Below are 16,795 nucleotides of genomic sequence, written 5' to 3'. Positions count from 1 at the left end.
GGCGGGGAGGGGAGAGGAGGGGCCGGTCAGCGGGCGAAGCGGTAGTCGAAGGCGCCCAGGTCCGGGTCCTCGAGGGGGCTGCCGCTCCACAACCAGTGGTAGGAGACGTCGGATTCGCCGTCGAAGCCGCGCCGCAGCAGGGCGTCCCTGGCCTCCTGCTGGGGGCCGTCGGGGTAGTGGTAGAAGGTCTTGTTCTGGAGTGAGGCGTCCTGGACCATGCCGGCGTGCTTGGCGCGCCGGTCCACGTAAGCCCGCAGTGCGCCCTCGACGCCGTCGGCGGTGATCCGGCCCAGCTCCTCGGCCAGTACGGCGGCGTCCTCCATGGCCTGGGAGGCACCCTGGGCCTGGTAGGGCAGCATGGCGTGGCAGGCGTCGCCCAGGAGGGCCACCCGGCCGTCCATCCAGACCGGGTCGCGCCGGCGGTGGTAGAGGGCGAAGGAGAGCACGTCCTCCTTGGCCTTGGACAGCATCGCCGCCGCCCGGTCGTCCCAGCCCTGGTAGGCGTTCACCAGGTCTTCCGCGGTGGCCGAGCCGGTCCATTTCTCGGCGACCTCGTCCGTGCACGGGACGCAGCCGACGACGTTGAGGTACTCGCCGCCGCGGATCATGTAGTGGACCAGGTGCCGGTCGGGGCCGTACCAGATGGTGCTCTGGAAGCGGTCCATCAAGAAGCGCGTGGCCGGGTCGGCGGCGATGAGATCGCCGGGGATGAGGACCCGGAAGGCCATCTCGCCGGAGAACAGCAGGGTGTCCGGGAGACCCATGAGGTCGCGGACCCGGGAACGGATGCCGTCGGCGCCGATCAGCACATCGGCTTCGAAGCGCCGGCCGTCCTCGGTCACGGCCGCGGGGCGGCGGGGGTCGCCACGGTCCAGTTCGGCGACCCGGCTCGAGGTGTGCAGCGCGACCACCGGGCCGGGGCCGGCCGGGTCGACGCAGGCATCGGTGAGGACACCGTGCAGATCGGCCCGGTGGTAGTGCCAGTACGGCGCGTTGTAGTGCTGCTTGACGTAGTCACCGAGTTGGGTCAGCCCGATGACGCTGCCGTCCTTCCACCGGCGCCGCACCTGGTCCAGGGGCTCGGTGCGGATGGCCTCCAGTTGCCTGCGCAGCCCCAGCCCGAGCAGGACCCGGCTGGCGTTGGGCGCCGTCTGGATACCCGCGCCGATCTCGCCGAACCGCGGTGCCTGCTCCAGTACGGTCACCTGATGGCCGCGCTGCCGCAGCGACAGCGCGGCGGTCATTCCGCCGAGCCCGCCGCCGACGATGACGACGTCGAGGGATTGGGTGGATGCCATGTTCTCTCCAGATGCGGGTGCGGCGGCGGGATCAGAAGTCGACGAGCCGGCCCGCGGTGACGACCTCCTGGTCGTCGACGGAGACGGTGCAGCCGCGCATGGCGATGTCGACGTGCGCATACGATTCGCGCTCGAGTACCGGGTGGGGTCCGGTGGACCACAGGAAGTTCCCGGCGAACGCCCGCGCGTCCATGCCCATCAGCTCTTCCTTGCCGTACAGGGCGGTGGCGAACCAGTCGGCGGTGCGCATCAGGCCCCAGCCCATATGCGACAGGCTGCGCCCCCATGCGTCGTCCGCGTCGTCGAAGAAGGTGTTCAGCAGATGGGCCTCGGCGCCACCGGACACCTTCTCGATGTTCCCGCCCGCGATCTCCAGAGTGACCGGCTGACGTACGTACTCCTTGAACGGCAGCAGGATGTCGCCCTCGGAGAGCACGATCCGGCCCTCGGAGAACCGCGGCCAGCACAGCACCATGGTGCTCGGCCAGTGGTCCCAGCGGCCCGGGTCGTCGGCGAAGCCCACCTGGAACTCCGGCTTGGCGCCCGGCAGTTCGACGGTCAGATCGGTGCCGGCCTCGGAGCTCACCCGCATGACGGACGCGCTCTTCAGCAGGTTGACGCCCTTGAGCACCTCCGCCTTGTCCTCCGGCTTGGGCAGATTGCGGATGAGTACGTCGGGGGCGTCGCACACGAAGAGGATGCGGGTGCCCGTCCGCATGATCTCCTGCTGGAGCGGGGCGTGGATGAAGCCCTCCCGCGTGAGGTCCACGACGAGGTCGGCGGCCTTGAGCAGGTCCTGCGCCGCGGTGTCGCCGAGCACCGCGCTCAGGCCGGGTCCGGCACCGGTGCGGGTGCTGTCCGAGGGCGAGGGGTTGCCGCCGGGGACCGTGGCGGCGATGACATGCGCGCCGCAGGCCTTGGCCGCGCCGAAGGCCGCCGCCACGTAGTCGCCGCGGCTGGTGGGCTCGGACAGGACGACGACGTGCTCATCGGGCTTGAGCTTGCACAGCTTCAGCTCCTGGGTGAACGCCTCGATCAGGTCAACGGAGGTGAGGTCGAGCATGTCTCGCTCCTGGGGAAGGGGAAGGTGGCAGACGGCGATCGCACGGTCCGGGCAGGCGTAGGGGTATAGATCCAGCCATGCGGCCAGGTGGCTTCACGGGGAGACGCGGGTCTCTCGGGCGCCGCCGACGCAATTAATCCGAACGCGTACGATCTGGTTCTGGCAAGGGGTACGGCCGAACTTTTTTGTGATCAGTCCGCCTTCCGGGGTGGCTGCGGAGGGCAGGGAACCTCTGCTGACCTCGTATTTTCCCCAGGTGTCGGCCGTCTTTCCCGGCTTCACGAAGATGAACGAAAGATGATTGCGGCTGGCATGAAGCCTTGCGCCGAGAGTTCGTACGTGCTCGGATGGTTTCTGTTCACATCCGGAACCGCGTGCCCTGAGCTGCCTCGCGATGGCTGGTTCTCAGCGGCGCGCGCCGCCGCCAAGGAGGGCTCCGATGGTCATCCCCCGCGGCCCCGACTGACACGGCGCCACCAAGCAGATCGATGGAAGCGGTCGGAGGCGCCCCGAAGGGGCGCGGGGCTGTATCGATATGCGGCTCCGCCGCGGGGCGCGATCGGCCACGACGGCGCCGCGGTCGATCGACGGCAGGTCAGGGCACGTCGAGCGGAGCGCTTAGTCGCCGGTGACGCCGTCGATCCGCTCGCGGATGAGGTCGGCGTGGCCGTTGTGGCGGGCGTACTCCTCGATCATGTGCAGATAGATCCAGCGCAGGTTGTAGTCCCCACGGTTGGGGCGGCTGACCACATCGTCCAGGGAGCGGCCCGCGGCGGCCTCCTTGGCCTTGGCGATCTCCTCCCGCCAGATGGCGAAGGCGGTCTCCGAGGTGTCCTCGTCGGTGAGGTGGAACTCCCCGTCCGGGTCCTCCTCGCTGTACCAGATCGGCGCTATGTCCTGCCGGTCGAGCACCCGCCGGAACCAGCTCCGCTCGACCTCGGCCATATGCCGTACCAGGCCGAGCAGGGTCAGCCCGGACGGCGGCGCCGACGCCTCGCGCAGCTGCTTGTCGTCCAGGCCCTCGCACTTGAGGGCGAGGGTCGCGCGGTGGAAGTCCAGCCACCCCTCCAGGCTGGTGCGTTCATCGGCGGTCCGGGGCGGGTCGGGGCGTTCTGTGGTCGTCATGGCGGTCATGATGGCGGCGCCGCCCTCATGACCGCCACGCGTTATTCGTCCAGCATCCCGCGCAGCAGCTCCTCGAACCCGGCGCGCAGCGCCGCGCGGTCGGGTACGGCGTCGTGGTCGGCGCCCGCGGCGCAGCTGAACATCAGCCCCTCGCACCAGGCGACCAGCGACCGCGCGTGCCGCCGGGGCTCGGTGGAGCCCAGCGCCGTCATCATCGCCTCGAGCGGCTCCCGGAAGCCGCGCCCCGTGGCGTCGTAGAACTCCCGCAGCTCGGGGCGGCGGGTCGCCTCCAGTGCGAGCTCGTAGCGGGCGATCAGCAGCTCGCGCTGGGTGGTGAGCGAGCGGTGCAGGGCGAGCGCGAGCGCGTCGGCCAGCCCCGCGACCGGATCGGTTCCCTTCGGTGCCGCGCCGGCGGGACCCGGCATCTCCTCGGGCGCCAGCACCTCCGCCTCCCGCTGGGCCAGCCGCCGGACCGCCGCCTTGAGCAGGGCGGCGCGGGTCCGGGCGTGGTTGGAGGTCGAGCCGAGCGGCAGCCCGGCCGCCTCGTCCACCGCGCGGTGCGTCAGCCCCCGCATTCCGCGCTCGGCCAGCAGCGCCAGCGCGGTGTCGGCGATCAGCTCGGCGCGGGACGTGCTGGACGCGGCGGCGGACGGGGAGGCGCCGGAAGCGGAAGCGGCGGTTCGATCAGCGGTCATGGGGCCAACCTAAGCCCATCCGCCACGCGTACTACGGATGTAGTAACGTAAGTGAGTACTACACCTGTAGTTGGGTCTGGAGGAGTCATGCAGCAGCCCCGTGCCGTCGTCATCGGTGCCGGAGTCGGCGGGCTCACCGCCGCCGCGGCCCTGCACCGCCGCGGCTGGTCCATCACCGTCCTGGAGCGGGCCGCCCGCCTCGAACCGGTCGGCGCCGGAATCTCCCTCGCCGCCAACTCCCAGCGCGCCCTGGACGCCATCGACCTCGGCGACGACGTGCGCGCGCTCGCCGCCTGGCAGGGCGGCGGCGGACTGCGCACCCCCGGCGGCCGCTGGCTCTCCCGGATGGACAGCGCCACCATGGCCGAGCGCTTCGGCGGCCCGCTGGTCCTCCTCCACCGGGCCACCCTCGTCGATCTGCTCGTCTCCCGGCTGCCCCAGGGCGTGGTCCGCACCGGGACCGCCGCCCGGCTGGCCGACCCCGGCGCCGCCGGCCGCCCGGCCCGGGTCACCACCGAGGACGGCGACCACGAGGCGGACCTCGTCATCGGCGCCGACGGCATCGACTCGGCCGTCCGCCGCGCGCTCTTCCCGGACCACTCCGGGCCCCGCTACGCCGGATTCACCACCTGGCGTGTCGTCATCCCCGCCCCCGACCGGCCGTTCGAGCCGCACGAGACCTGGGGGAGGGGCCGGATCTGGGGCACCCAGCCGCTCAAGGACGGCCGGGTCTACGCCTACGCGGCGGCCATCGCCCCGCCCGGCGGCCGTGCCCCGGACGACGAGCGGTCCGAACTGCTGCGGCTCTACGGCGACTGGCACCGGCCCGTCCCCGACATCCTCGCCGCCGTCGCGCCCCCGGACGTGCTGCGCCATGACATCCGGTACATGGCCGAGCCACTGCCCGCCTACCACCGGGGCCGGGTCGCCCTCCTCGGCGACGCCGCCCACGCGATGGCCCCCACGATGGGGCAGGGCGGCAACCAGGCCATCGAGGACGCCGTCGTCCTCGCCCACCATTTGGCCCCCGGCATCGCCGACCCCTCCGCCGCACTGGCCGCCTACACCCGCGACCGGCTGCCCCGCACCATGGACGTGGTGCGCCGTTCGGCGCGCACCGCCCGCATGATGACCCTCACCAGTGCCCCCGCCGTCGCCCTGCGCGACGTCGCGATCGCCGCCGTGGGCCGCCTCGCCCCCGGCCTCGCCCTCCGCTCCTTCGACGGCATCGCCGACTGGTCTCCGCCCACTCCCACGTATCCTGCGGGGGCACAGCGGAAGGCGTGATCGGAAGAGACCGGGGAGAACATATGAGGGTCGGCTGCGTCGGGCTCGGCGACATCGCGCAGAAGGCGTATCTGCCCGTGCTGATGGCCCGCCCCGGTCTGGAGCCGCATCTCCACACCCGCACCCCGGCCACCCTCCAGCGGGTCGCCGACACCTATCGCGTCCCCGGAGCCCAGCGCCACGCCGACCTGGACTCGCTGCTCACGGCCGGGCTCGACGCGGCCTTCGTCCACGCCCCGACCGACACCCACGCCGACCTCGTCACCCGGCTGCTCGAGGCCGGGGTGCCCACGTATGTCGACAAGCCGCTCGCGTACCACCTCGCCGACAGCGAGCGGCTCGTGCGGCTCGCCGAGGAGCGCGGGGTGAGCCTGATGGTCGGCTTCAACCGGCGTTACGCGCCCGGCTACGCCCAGTGCCTGGACCATCCGCGCGATCTGATCCTGCTCCAGAAGAACCGCGTCGGCCTCCCCGAGAACCCGCGCACCCTGGTCCTGGACGACTTCATCCACGTGGTCGACACGCTGCGCTTCCTCGCGCCCGGACCGGTGGATCACATCGATGTGCGCGCCAGGGTCCGCGGCGGGCTGATACACCATGTGCTGCTCCAGCTGTCCGGGGACGGGTTCACCGCGCTCGGCGTGATGAACCGGATGAGCGGCTCCACCGAGGAGGTCCTGGAGGTATCCGGCCAGGACACCAAGCGGCAGGTGGTCAACCTCGCCGAGGTGATCGACCACAAGGGCCAGCCGAGCGTGCGCCGCCGGGGCGACTGGGTGCCGGTGGCGCGGCAGCGCGGCATCGAGCAGATCACCGACGCCTTCCTGGACGCGGTGCGCGCCGGGCGGCGGATCGGCGCCGAGGACGCGCTGCGCACCCATGAGCTGTGCGAACGGGTCGTCAGGGACGCCCTGGAGTCGGCTGGTCTGTCCGCCGGTCCGATGGCTGGCCCGGCTGGTCCGGCCGCCGGTCCGTCCGCCGTCTGAGCGCCCGGCTCCCCTCGGCGGCGCAGAAGACGGCGAGCGCGGCCATCGCCCCGTACACCGTCCAGGGTCCGATCCGCACATACGGGCTGGTGCCCTGCCCCAGCGGCACCGTGTAGACGGTGGCCGCGCTGGTGCCGGTGGACATCCGGTGGCCCACCGGCTCGCCGCGCGGCCCGAACACCGCGCTCTCCCCGGTCAGCGTGGCATGCACCATCGGCCGCCAGGTCTCGGCGGCCCGCAGCGCGGCCAGCGAGGCGTGCTGCGCCGGTGCCCAGCTCTGCTGGAAGGTCGAGGTCGAGGACTGAACGACGAGCACCTGAGCCCCGTCCCGCACCAGGTTCCGGCTCATGTCCGGGAACGCCGACTCGAAGCACACCAGCGGCCCGATCCGCAGGGAATCCGGCAGCCTCATCACCACCTGCTCGGTGCCCCGGTGGCGGTCCTCACCGGCCGCCTTGCCCACCGAGGTGGCCCAGCCGAGCAGCGGCCGGGCCGGGATGTACTCCCCGAAGGGGACCAGCCGCATCTTGTCGTAGCGCTGCCCCGTCGGACCGTCCGGCCCGATCAGCACCGAGCTCTTGTAGATGCCGGGCATATCGCCGCGCCGCGCGTCCACGTTGACCAGCAGCTCCGCGCCGGCCGTCCGGGACAGCGCGGCCAGCCGCCCGCGCAGCTGCGGATGGGTGGTCAGATCCTGGGCCACGCTGCTCTCGCCCCACACCACCAGGTCGACACCGCGGCCGGCCAGCTGCCGGGTCAGCTCCGCGCTGCGCTCGAAGCGCGGCTCCGGCCCCGGGATGACCCCCGGCTGCACCACCGCGATCCGCGCCGTCCCGGGCTCCTTGGCCTGCGGCACCCAGGCCCATGTCCCGGCCACCGTGGCGCCGCACGCGGCGAGCCCGGCCAGCGCCACCGTACGGGCCCGGGCCACCGCGATCAGCACGGTCACCGCGACATTCACCAGGACCAGCAGAAACCCGAGCAGCCAGACCCCGCCCACCGAGGCCAGCCGCAGCGCGGGCGCCACCTGCCACTGGCTCGCGCCCAGCAGCCCCCAGGGCCCGCCGAGATACTGCCAGGACCGGGCCAGCTCGGCCATCAGCCAGACGGACGGCAGCAGCACCAGCGCCGCCGCCACCCGCCCGGAACCCGGGCGGCCGTGCAGCAGCCGGTGCGTCAGCCACCCCCAGGGCACCCACAACAGCCCCAGCAGCAGCGCCAGGAGCACGATGAACACATGCAGGCTCGGCATCAGCCAGTGGTGCGCCGCGAGCAGGAACCCGGCGCCGCCCAGCCAGCCGTCCCGCATCGCCCGGCGGCCGGTGGGCGCCGAGCGGATCAGCAGCAGCCAGGGCACCAGGGCCACATACGCCCACCACCAGAGCGAGGGCGCGGGAAAGGCCAGTGCGGGCAGCGCGCCCGCCAGCAGCGCCATCGCGCCCCGCCACCACGGGGAGGCCAGCCGCCGCCCCCACAGGTCCCCGCCGCCGACCGGTCTCCGCACCTCGGATGCCCCCCTCCTGTTGGCACAGGGCCAGTGTGCGGGAGTCAGCCGATCATGAACAGGGCGGGGGTGCGCCGGAGCGTGCTTCATGCCGGATCCGGGAGGTCGTGTTCCGGGAGGTCCCGTTCGGGGAGGTCCTGTTCGGCCCAGATGAGCTTGCCGCCCTCGGTGTAGCGGGTGCCCCAGCGGCGGGTCAGCTGGGCGACGAGGAACAGCCCCCGGCCGCCCTCGTCGGTGGTGCGGGCGTGGCGCAGTCGCGGCGAGGTGTTGCTGGTGTCGGTGACCTCGCAGATCAGCACGTCGTGCCGGATCAGCCGCAGCCGGATGGGGCCGGTGCCGTGGCGGATGGCGTTGGTGACCAGCTCGCTGACGATCAGTTCGGTGGTCGTCATCAGCTCGTCCAGCCCCCACTCGGCGAGCTGGCGCATGGCCAGGGAGCGGGCGCTGGCGACGACGGCCGGATCGGAGGGCAGGTCCCAGGAGACGACGTGTCCGGTGCCCAGACCGTGCGTACGGGCCAGCAGCAGTGCCACGTCGTCGGTCTGCGGGGAGGTCAGCAGGGTGTCGACCACCGTGCGGCAGAGCTCCTCCAGCGGCAGTACGGCCTGGCCGAGGGCGTTGCTCAGCCGGCTGAGGCCGACGTCGATGTCCTGGTCGCAGGTCTCGATGAGCCCGTCGGTGTAGAGGGCGATCAGGCTTCCGGCGGGCAGCTCGAGCTCCGCCGACTCGAACGGCAGCGACCCCAGGCCCAGCGGGGGACCGGCGGGCAGCGCGGGGAAGGTGACCTCGCCCGAGGGGTCCACGATCGCGGGGGTCGGGTGGCCCGCCCGCGCCATCGTGCACCGCCGGGTGACCGGGTCGTAGATCGCGTACAGACACGTGGCGCCCATCACCGCGGCCGCCACGCCCTCCTGTCCCGCCTCCTCCTCGGTGAGCCGGATGACCAGGTCGTCGAGGTGGGCCAGCAGCTCCTCGGGCGGCAGGTCCATGTCGGCGAGCGTGTGCACGGCCGTGCGCAACCGCCCCATGGTGGCCGCGGCGTTGATGCCGTGCCCGACCACATCGCCGACCACCAGCGCCACCCGGGCGCCGGACAGCGGGATCACATCGAACCAGTCGCCGCCGACCCCGTTGCGCGCGTCCGTCGGCAGATAGCGCGAGGCCACCTCGACGGCCTGGCCGCCGCTCAGGGCGTGCGGCAGCAGACTGCGCTGGAGGGCCAGCGCGGTGGCGTGCTCACGGGTGTAGCGGCGGGCGTTGTCGATGTTCAGCGCCGCCCGTGCGACCAGCTCCTCGGCGAGCAGCAGATCGTCCTCCTCGAACGGGTCCGGATGCCGGGAGCGGACGAACGAGGCCACCCCCAGCAGGGCGCCGCGTGCCCCGATCGGCGCCACCATCAGCGACCGCATCCCGAACTCGCGCACCTTCGCCGTCCGCGCCGGATCGTCCCCGGACCAGGCGCTGATCGAGTTGCCCATCACGGGGTCGAGCAGGGCCTCCCCGGAGAAGAAGCAGCAGGCGAAGGGGGAGGTGGGGGAGATGGCGACCGCGTCCCCCGGCTGCGCGATCGACTCCGGGCACCCCTCCCGGATCGACGCCTGACCGGCCCGGCGGAAGGCGGGCAGGGTCTCGCCGGGGGTCTCCAGGGGCTCCTCGCCGCGCAGGATGGAGTCCAGCAGGTCGACGGTGACGAAGTCGGCGAGCCGCGGCACCGCGAAGTCGGCCAGCTCCTGGGCGGTGCGCATGACGTCCAGGGTGCTGCCGATGCGCGCGCTGGCCTCGTTGAGCAGCGCCAGCCGCTCCCGGGCCCGCCAGCGGTCGGTGACGTCGATGCCCATGTAGCACACGGCCACCGGACGGCCCTCAGCGTTGTCCAGGCGGAAGAAGGAGGTCGAGTACGCGTGCTCGCGGTGGGGCGCGGCCATCGTCCAGCCCCGGTACTCGTAGTCGATCACGGGCTTGCCGGTCTTCAGCACCTCCCGCATCCGCGCCTCGAGCGCCTCGGTGTCCAGCCCCGGCAGGCACTCCGCCATCCGGCGCCCCAGCCGCTGCTCACGGGGCAGCCCGCCGTAGCGCTCCAGCGTGTCGTTGAGCCACACATACCGCAGATCCGGGCTGAGCACGGCGATCCCGACCGGCGACCGGGTGAGGAACGCCTGGAGCAGCGAGCCGCTGAGCGCCCAGGTCGGGATGGAGCCCACATCGATCCCGGAGACCAGCCAGGAGACCTCGCCGTCCGGGTCGTGTACGGCGGAGATCCGCAGCCCCACCTCGATCCGGTGGCCGTCCCGGTGCCGGAGCCGGCCCAGACCTCCCCAGCCGTCGTGCTCCTGGCACCACGAGCCGATGGCCTCGGCCTTCGCCGCGTCCTCCGGCGCCGTCAGCAGCATCCTGGCCGACTGCTTCATCGCATCCGCCGCCGGATAGCCGAGAAGTCTCTCCGCCGTCGGGGTCCAGCCGATGATGGTCCCCGTGGCGTCGATCAGCGCCGAGGCCGCATCCGCCATGTCGAACGGGACATGCGTCTCGGTCGGCGCGATTCCCTGGGGGATGGCCATCGCACCCGTCCCATCTGCGGATACATTTCCCTTAATACTATGACTTCCGCGCCTCCCCGGCGGTGAACCGTGCGACGCGGTGAACCGTGCGCCGACGAGGGGGCGGCAACCAGGGGAAAGTCCACCCTTGACAACCCTCCGGTGTACGCCCGAGGATCGCGGCGTGAACTTGTCAGACAGCCAGACAGGTGGCTCCGGATTCGCCTCCCCTCGTCGCATCAGCGCGATGGAAGCGGTTCTCACCCACCTCCGGGAAGCGATCGAGCGCGGCGATTACGCGGTGGGGGACAAACTCCCCTCCGAGGCCGAGCTCTGCCGCCGCCTGGAGGTCAGCCGACCGGTGCTCCGCGAGGCCCTCAGGGCCTTGCAGACCATGGGGCTGACCGCCTCACGCACCGGCAAGGGCACCTTCGTCATCTCCAGCGGCCCGGTGGAGGACCCCACCTTCGGCGACTACGCCGCGAGCGACCTGCTGGAGGTGCGCCGGCACATCGAGATCCCGGTGGCGGGCTACGCGGCGCAGCGCCGCTCCGCCGAGGACCTCGACCACCTGTCCCATCTGCTGGAGCGGATGGAGCGGGAGACCGACACCACCGCATGGGTGGCGATGGACACGCTGTTCCATCTCGCCGTCGCCCAGGCGGCCCGGAACCCGGTCTTCCGGCGGGTCATCGAGGAGATCCGCGATGCCCTGGCCCGGCAGTCGGCATTTCTCAACGAACTCGGCGGCCGCCGCGAGCAGTCGAACCGGGAGCACCGGGCGATCGTCGAGGCGCTCGCCGACGGGTCCGAACACGACGCGGTGGAGGCCATGTCCCACCACCTCGAACGCGTCGAGACCACCCTGACCTCCATCGTGCGGCCCGCCGCGGCGGACGACCGGACGACAGCACCGACAGAAGGCGGACAGCAGGCGTGAGCGAGCAGTCCCTCCGGCAAGAAGACCGCCAACAGCACCAGGCCGGGAGCCCGGCGCATGTGGACGCGGGCGACGCCGGTTACAGCAAGTCCCTCAAGGCCCGGCACGTCAACATGATCGCCATCGGCGGCGCCATCGGCACCGGCCTCTTCCTCGGCGCCGGCGGGCGGCTCAAGGACGCCGGGCCGTCGCTGGCCCTGGCGTACGCGGTCTGCGGCCTCTTCGCCTTCCTGGTCGTACGCGCCCTGGGCGAGCTGGTGCTGCACCGGCCGTCCTCCGGCGCGTTCGTCTCCTACGCCCGTGAGTTCCTCGGCGAGAAGGGCGCCTTCGTCGCGGGCTGGATGTACTTCCTGAACTGGGCCACCACCGGGGTCGCCGACATCACGGCCGTGGCGACGTACACCCACTACTGGGGGATGTTCACCGAGATCCCGCAGTGGGCGATCGCCCTGGTCGCGCTGGCCGTGGTGCTCACGGTCAATCTGATCTCGGTGAAGATCTTCGGTGAGCTGGAGTTCTGGTTCGCGATCATCAAGGTCGGCGCGCTCGTCGTCTTCATGGCGATCGGCATCTTCCTGCTGGTCACCCGCGAGCAGGTGGCCGGTGGCAGCACCGGGCCCAGCCTGATCACCGACCACGGCGGCGTCTTCCCGCACGGTATGCTGCCGATGCTGCTGGTCATCCAGGGCGTCGTCTTCGCCTACGCCTCCGTGGAGCTGGTCGGCGTGGCCGCGGGCGAGACCGAGAACCCCGAGAAGATCATGCCCAAGGCGATCAACTCCATCATGTGGCGCGTGGCCCTGTTCTACGTCGGCTCCGTGGTGCTGCTCTCGATGCTGCTGCCCTCCGGCTCGTACTCGGGCGACGAGAGCCCGTTCGTCACCGTGCTGTCCAAGATCGGCGTCCCGGCGGCCGGCGGCGTGATGAACCTCGTCGTGCTCACCGCCGCGATGTCCAGCCTCAACTCGGGGCTGTACTCCACCGGCCGGATCCTGCGCTCGATGGCGATGTCCGGCTCCGCGCCCAAGTTCACCGGCGTCATGAGCCGCACCCATGTGCCCTACGGAGGCATCCTGCTCACCGCCTTCTTCTGTGTGCTGGGCGTGGGCCTGAACTATGTGGTGCCGGACAAGGCGTTCGAGATCGTGCTCAACTTCGCCGCCATCGGCATCCTCTCGACCTGGGCCATCATCATGCTCTGTCATCTGCTGTTCTGGCGGCGCGCGCGGGCCGGCCAGGTCAGCCGCCCCGGCTACCGGCTCCCCGGCTCCCCGTACACCGAGATCGTCACCCTGGGCTTCCTCGCCTCCGTCCTCGTCCTGATGTGGGCGGACGGCGGCCCCAGCCGGCTGACCGTCATGGCGCTTCCGGCGATCCTGGCGGCGCTGGTCATCGGCTGGTACGTGGCCCGCAGCCGGATGAAGGACCCCTCGTGAGCCCATACTGAGGAATCGTTTCTCCCGCGCGGCCGCACCACCCCCGGACGCCCTCTTCCCTCCACCACCACCCGGAGGAATCCCACCCCGTGAACACCCTCGACCACGAGAGCACCACCATGAACACCCCCCTCGGACGGACCGACGACGCGACCCGCCGTACCCCGGCCGAACCCCCCGCCATCCGTGAACCCCGCCATGTGCCGCTCGCCCATGTGGTGCGCGGCGGGGCCATCGAGGGTGTCCACCACGGCTCGGTCGTCGTCCTGGCCGCCGACGGCCGGGTCGCCTTCCAGGCGGGCGACATCGACGTGGCCTTCTACCCGCGCTCCGCGCTCAAGCCCGTCCAGGCCGTCGCCCTGCTGCGCGCCGGGCTGCCGCTGGACGGGGAACTGCTGTCGCTCACCGCCGCCAGCCACTCGGGCCAGCCGCGCCACCTGGACGGCGCCCGCCGCATCCTCGACCGGGCCGGACTCACCGAGGCCGACCTGCGCAACACCCCGGACCTGCCGTACGGCGCCGCCGAGCGCGACGCCTGGCTGCGCGACGGCGGCGAGCCCACCCGGCTCGCCCAGAACTGCTCCGGCAAGCACGCCGCGATGCTGCTCACCGCCCAGCTGCGCGGCTGGCCGTCGGCGGACTACCTGGACCCGGCCCATCCGCTCCAGCGGCTGATCGCCGAGACCGTGGCGGACCTCACCGGGCAGGGCATCGCCGGGGTCTCGGTCGACGGCTGCGGCGCGCCGCTGTTCTCCGTCTCCCTGCGCGGGCTCGCGACGGCCGCCGCCCGGATCGCCTCCGGCGCCATGGACACCCCCGAGGGGCGGGTCGCGGCCGCCCTGCGCGCCCACCCGGACATGGCCTCCGGCACCGACCGGGACGTGGCCCGGCTGATGCGCGCCGTACCGGGCCTGATCGCCAAGGACGGCTTCGAGGGAGTGCAGATCGCGGCGCTGCCCGACGGCCGGGCCGTCGCCGTGAAGATCGCCGACGGTGCGGACCGCGCCCGGATGCCGGTGACCGCCGCGGCCCTCGCCCACTGCGGGATCGACCCCGGTGTGCTCGCCGAGTTCGCCACCACACCGGTGTACGGCGGTGGGGCCGTCGTCGGCGGTGTGCACCCCACCGACGTCCTGGCCCCGCCCACCGCCTGACCCCGCCCAGCCCACCCTCACCAGGAACCGAGGAAGACCGCACACCATGAGCGCCACCGGCCATCGCCGCGAACACGACCTGCTCGGCGACCGCGACGTCCCCGCCGACGCCTACTGGGGCATCCACACCCTGCGCGCCGGCGAGAACTTCCCCATCACCGGCACCTCCATCTCCGCCTATCCGCATCTGATCAGCGCCCTGGCCGCCGTCAAGGAGGCCGCCGCCCGCGCCAACGAGGACCTCGGGCTGCTCACCACGCGGAAGGCCGACGCCATCGCGGCCGCCTGCCAGGAGATACGCCGGGGCGCCCTGCACGACCAGTTCACCGTCGATGTGATCCAGGGCGGCGCCGGGACCTCGACCAACATGAACGCCAACGAGGTGATCGCCAACCGGGCGCTGGAGCTCCTCGGCCACGAGAAGGGCGACTACGCCCACCTCCACCCCAACGAGGACGTCAACCTCAGCCAGTCCACCAACGACGTCTACCCGACCGCCGTCAACGTCTCCACGATCATCGCCGTCCGTGAGCTCCACGCGGCCATGGAGACGCTGCGCCAGGCGTTCGCCGCCAAGGCCGAGGAGTTCCACGACGTCCTGAAGATGGGGCGCACCCAGCTCCAGGACGCGGTGCCCATGACGCTGGGCCAGGAGTTCTCGGCGTACGCCGTGATGCTGGAGGAGGACCAGAGCCGGCTGCTGGAGGCCGCCACCCTGGTGCACGAGATCAACCTCGGCGCGACCGCCATCGGCACCGGCCTCAACGCGCCCAAGGGCTACGCCGAGGCCGCCCGCCGCCACCTCGAGGCCATCACCGGGCTGCCGCTGGTCACCGCCGCCAACCTGGTGGAGGCCACCCAGGACTGCGGCGCCTTCGTCCATCTGTCGGGCGTCCTCAAGCGCATCGCCGTCAAGCTCTCCAAGAGCTGCAACGACCTGCGGCTGCTCTCCTCGGGCCCGCGGGCCGGGTTCAACGAGATCAACCTGCCCCCGGTGCAGGCCGGTTCCAGCATCATGCCCGGCAAGGTCAACCCGGTGATCCCCGAGGTGGTCAACCAGGTCGCCTTCGAGGTGATCGGCAACGACGTCGCCATCACGATGGCCGCCGAGGCGGGGCAGCTCCAGCTCAACGCCTTCGAGCCGATCATCCTGCACTCCCTCTCGGAGAGCGTCACCCATCTGCGCGCCGCCTGCGTGGTGCTGGCCGAGCGGTGCGTCGCGGGCATCACCGCCAACACCGAGCGGCTGCGCACCTCCGTGGAGAACTCCATCGGCCTGGTCACCGCGCTCAACCCGTACATCGGCTACGGCGCGGCCACCAGCATCGCCAAGGAGGCCCTCGCCACGGGCCGCGGCGTGGCCGAACTCGTCCTGGAGAAGGGCTTGCTGCCCGCCGACCGCCTGGCCGAGGTCCTGAGGCCGGAGGAAGTGGCCGGGCAGCCCTCAGGGCTCCGCTCGTAGCCGCGCGACTTCCGGGGCCGAGCTGTGGGGGAGGAGTTCGGTGGGGTGGTCCGGGCTTGCCACGGCGATGTGGACGCTGTCGGCGATGCGGTAGGGGCGGTGTGCCAGCACCGCCCCGACGCGGCCGCGCAGCCGGGACATCGCGGCCCGTACGGTCACCGTCCGCGTCGGGTCCCCGAACAGGTCCTGGGCCAGCTGGGCCGCCGTGCGCCCCTCGGGGTGCGCGGCGAGCACCAGCAGCACCTCGGCCTGGCGGGCGCTGAGCTCATGGGTCCAGGTGCCCGAGGGGCCCGAGAAGGTCAGGGTCCAGCGGTGCGGATGCCGTACGTCCAGCAGCAGATCGCCCCAGCCGGCCGGGCCGCCCCCCTCGGAGGTCTCGCCGTCCAGCACCCGCAGCAGATGGCCGCCGGGCAGCGGCTCCACCGCGCACGCGCCGAGCGCGGGCAGCCACACCGGCCCGTCGTACGGCGCCTTCGGCAGCGACAGCCGGTGCTCGCGCGGGGTCACCCCGGTGACCCCGGCGATCCAGCCGTGCTGGTCGACCACGACGGCCTTGCCGTGGATCCGTGCCAGCAGCGGCGCGGCGACCGCGCGCAGGCCCTCCAGCTCCCGGCTGTGGGTGAGGCGCAGTTCGCCCTCGGCCCACCGGGCGGTCGCGGTGACCAGGGAGAGCACCGTCGGATGGGCGGTCCCGGCGGGGCCGCTGACGTCGATGACGCCCAGCAGCCGTCCGTCGCGCGGGTCGTGGACCGGGGCGGCGGCGCAGCTCCAGGGGTGGAAGGCGCTCACGAAGTGCTCCGCCGAATGCACCCGTACGGGGGACTTCACGGCGAGCGCGGTGCCGATTCCGCTGGTACCGGCGACGTCCTCGGCCCAGTGCGAACCCTCCACCAGCGCGATGCCGTCGGCCTGCCGACGCACCCCCCGATGGCCGTCGATCCACAGGATCCGGCCCTCCGCATCGGCGATGATCATGAGGTGCGCGGCCGCCTCCGCCGCCTCCAGCAGCCCGTCCCGCAGCGTGGGCAGCACCTCGGCCAGCCGGGACTGCCGCCTCCGCCGCTCCAGTTCGTCCAGGCCCAGCGGCCGTGGCGCGCGGCCGTGATCGGGGTCGAGCCCCAGGCGCAGCATCCGGTCCCAGGAGGCGCCGATCACCGGGCGGGCGGGCAGCGGAAGCCGTCCCCGGCTCAGCGCCGCCTCGCGGATCACCGCCATGAGACGGGCCGATTCGGTGGGGCTCAGCGCGGCCAGGGGACTGGCGTCGCGTGGGTGCTGGATACGCATGGATGGCAGCCTTCAGCCTCTGCT

The 16,795-nt window shown here is 72.2% G+C and carries 13 protein-coding genes; 6 read left to right on the top strand and 7 right to left on the bottom strand.

The genetic code is table 11. The annotated features are described in order from the left end of the window. Nucleotides 1-26: 26 nt before the first annotated feature. The 4 genes from ACT2CW_RS15340 to ACT2CW_RS15325 all read right to left on the bottom strand — a co-directional run bounded on the left by ACT2CW_RS15340 (nt 27) and on the right by ACT2CW_RS15325 (nt 4,181). Nucleotides 27-1,298, bottom strand: coding sequence for an FAD-dependent oxidoreductase (locus tag ACT2CW_RS15340; RefSeq protein ID WP_445516965.1), 1,272 nt, complete (start codon nt 1,296-1,298; stop codon nt 27-29). A gap of 31 nt (nt 1,299-1,329) precedes the next feature. Next, nucleotides 1,330-2,361 (bottom strand): hypothetical protein, encoded by a 1,032-nt coding sequence (locus ACT2CW_RS15335; RefSeq protein ID WP_164431560.1) that lies wholly within the window; start codon nt 2,359-2,361, stop codon nt 1,330-1,332. A 618-nt stretch (nt 2,362-2,979) separates the two neighbouring features. Further along, a complete protein-coding gene (locus ACT2CW_RS15330; protein WP_445516964.1) occupies nt 2,980-3,486 on the bottom strand; it encodes a DinB family protein in 507 nt (168 codons plus the stop codon). Nucleotides 3,487-3,527: 41 nt separating this feature from the next. Beyond that, the gene (locus ACT2CW_RS15325; protein WP_445516963.1) at nt 3,528-4,181 is read right to left on the bottom strand and encodes a TetR/AcrR family transcriptional regulator; all 654 of its coding nucleotides are present in this window, start codon (nt 4,179-4,181) and stop codon (nt 3,528-3,530) included. 87 nt (nt 4,182-4,268) lie between these two features. Here ACT2CW_RS15325 and ACT2CW_RS15320 point away from each other — a divergent pair, with 87 nt between their 5' ends. Then, a complete protein-coding gene (locus ACT2CW_RS15320) occupies nt 4,269-5,468 on the top strand; it encodes an FAD-dependent monooxygenase (RefSeq protein WP_445516962.1) in 1,200 nt (399 codons plus the stop codon). 23 nt (nt 5,469-5,491) lie between these two features. Continuing rightward, entirely contained in the window at nt 5,492-6,454 is a 963-nt protein-coding gene (locus ACT2CW_RS15315; protein WP_445516961.1) for a Gfo/Idh/MocA family protein, read from the top strand. Here the strand turns inward: ACT2CW_RS15315 and lnt are convergent. Next, on the bottom strand, nt 6,369-7,889 hold the full coding sequence (gene lnt, locus ACT2CW_RS15310; RefSeq protein WP_445517023.1) for an apolipoprotein N-acyltransferase: 1,521 nt from the start codon (nt 7,887-7,889) through the stop codon (nt 6,369-6,371). The genes ACT2CW_RS15315 and lnt overlap by 86 nt on opposite strands. A gap of 155 nt (nt 7,890-8,044) precedes the next feature. Beyond that, nucleotides 8,045-10,516, bottom strand: a complete 2,472-nt coding sequence (locus tag ACT2CW_RS15305; RefSeq protein WP_445516960.1) for a SpoIIE family protein phosphatase — start codon at nt 10,514-10,516, stop codon at nt 8,045-8,047. Between the two features lie 163 nt (nt 10,517-10,679). Here ACT2CW_RS15305 and ACT2CW_RS15300 point away from each other — a divergent pair, with 163 nt between their 5' ends. The 4 genes from ACT2CW_RS15300 (at nt 10,680) to aspA (ending at nt 15,487) form a co-directional block, all read left to right on the top strand. After that, the gene (locus ACT2CW_RS15300; protein ID WP_445516959.1) at nt 10,680-11,435 is read left to right on the top strand and encodes a FadR/GntR family transcriptional regulator; all 756 of its coding nucleotides are present in this window, start codon (nt 10,680-10,682) and stop codon (nt 11,433-11,435) included. Beyond that, nucleotides 11,432-12,871, top strand: a complete 1,440-nt coding sequence (locus ACT2CW_RS15295) for an amino acid permease (RefSeq protein ID WP_414083761.1) — start codon at nt 11,432-11,434, stop codon at nt 12,869-12,871. Before ACT2CW_RS15300 ends, ACT2CW_RS15295 begins: the two co-directional genes overlap by 4 nt. 119 nt (nt 12,872-12,990) lie before the next feature. Next, nucleotides 12,991-14,025 (top strand): asparaginase, encoded by a 1,035-nt coding sequence (locus tag ACT2CW_RS15290; protein WP_445517022.1) that lies wholly within the window; start codon nt 12,991-12,993, stop codon nt 14,023-14,025. A 46-nt stretch (nt 14,026-14,071) separates the two neighbouring features. Next, the gene (gene aspA / locus ACT2CW_RS15285; RefSeq protein WP_164431544.1) at nt 14,072-15,487 is read left to right on the top strand and encodes an aspartate ammonia-lyase; all 1,416 of its coding nucleotides are present in this window, start codon (nt 14,072-14,074) and stop codon (nt 15,485-15,487) included. Here aspA and ACT2CW_RS15280 read toward each other — a convergent pair. Beyond that, entirely contained in the window at nt 15,470-16,771 is a 1,302-nt protein-coding gene (locus ACT2CW_RS15280) for a GAF domain-containing protein (protein WP_445516958.1), read from the bottom strand. The genes aspA and ACT2CW_RS15280 overlap by 18 nt on opposite strands. Between the last annotated feature and the right edge of the window lie 24 nt (nt 16,772-16,795).

The sequence above is a fragment of the Streptomyces sp. NEAU-174 genome (assembly GCF_052665095.1).
This window is presented reverse-complemented; position numbering and strand designations above follow the sequence as displayed.

Excerpts from the sequence above, each read along its gene's own strand:
- ACT2CW_RS15340 (WP_445516965.1), bottom strand. The coding sequence starts at position 1,298 with ATGGCATCCACCCAATCCCTCGACGTCGTCATCGTCGGCGGCGGGCTC.
- ACT2CW_RS15335 (WP_164431560.1), bottom strand. The coding sequence starts at position 2,361 with ATGCTCGACCTCACCTCCGTTGACCTGATCGAGGCGTTCACCCAGGAG.
- ACT2CW_RS15330 (WP_445516964.1), bottom strand. The coding sequence starts at position 3,486 with ATGACGACCACAGAACGCCCCGACCCGCCCCGGACCGCCGATGAACGC.
- ACT2CW_RS15325 (WP_445516963.1), bottom strand. The coding sequence starts at position 4,181 with ATGACCGCTGATCGAACCGCCGCTTCCGCTTCCGGCGCCTCCCCGTCC.
- ACT2CW_RS15320 (WP_445516962.1), top strand. The coding sequence starts at position 4,269 with ATGCAGCAGCCCCGTGCCGTCGTCATCGGTGCCGGAGTCGGCGGGCTC.
- ACT2CW_RS15315 (WP_445516961.1), top strand. The coding sequence starts at position 5,492 with ATGAGGGTCGGCTGCGTCGGGCTCGGCGACATCGCGCAGAAGGCGTAT.
- lnt (WP_445517023.1), bottom strand. The coding sequence starts at position 7,889 with ATGGCGCTGCTGGCGGGCGCGCTGCCCGCACTGGCCTTTCCCGCGCCC.
- ACT2CW_RS15305 (WP_445516960.1), bottom strand. The coding sequence starts at position 10,516 with ATGGCCATCCCCCAGGGAATCGCGCCGACCGAGACGCATGTCCCGTTC.
- ACT2CW_RS15290 (WP_445517022.1), top strand. The coding sequence starts at position 12,991 with ATGAACACCCCCCTCGGACGGACCGACGACGCGACCCGCCGTACCCCG.
- aspA (WP_164431544.1), top strand. The coding sequence starts at position 14,072 with ATGAGCGCCACCGGCCATCGCCGCGAACACGACCTGCTCGGCGACCGC.
- ACT2CW_RS15280 (WP_445516958.1), bottom strand. The coding sequence starts at position 16,771 with ATGCGTATCCAGCACCCACGCGACGCCAGTCCCCTGGCCGCGCTGAGC.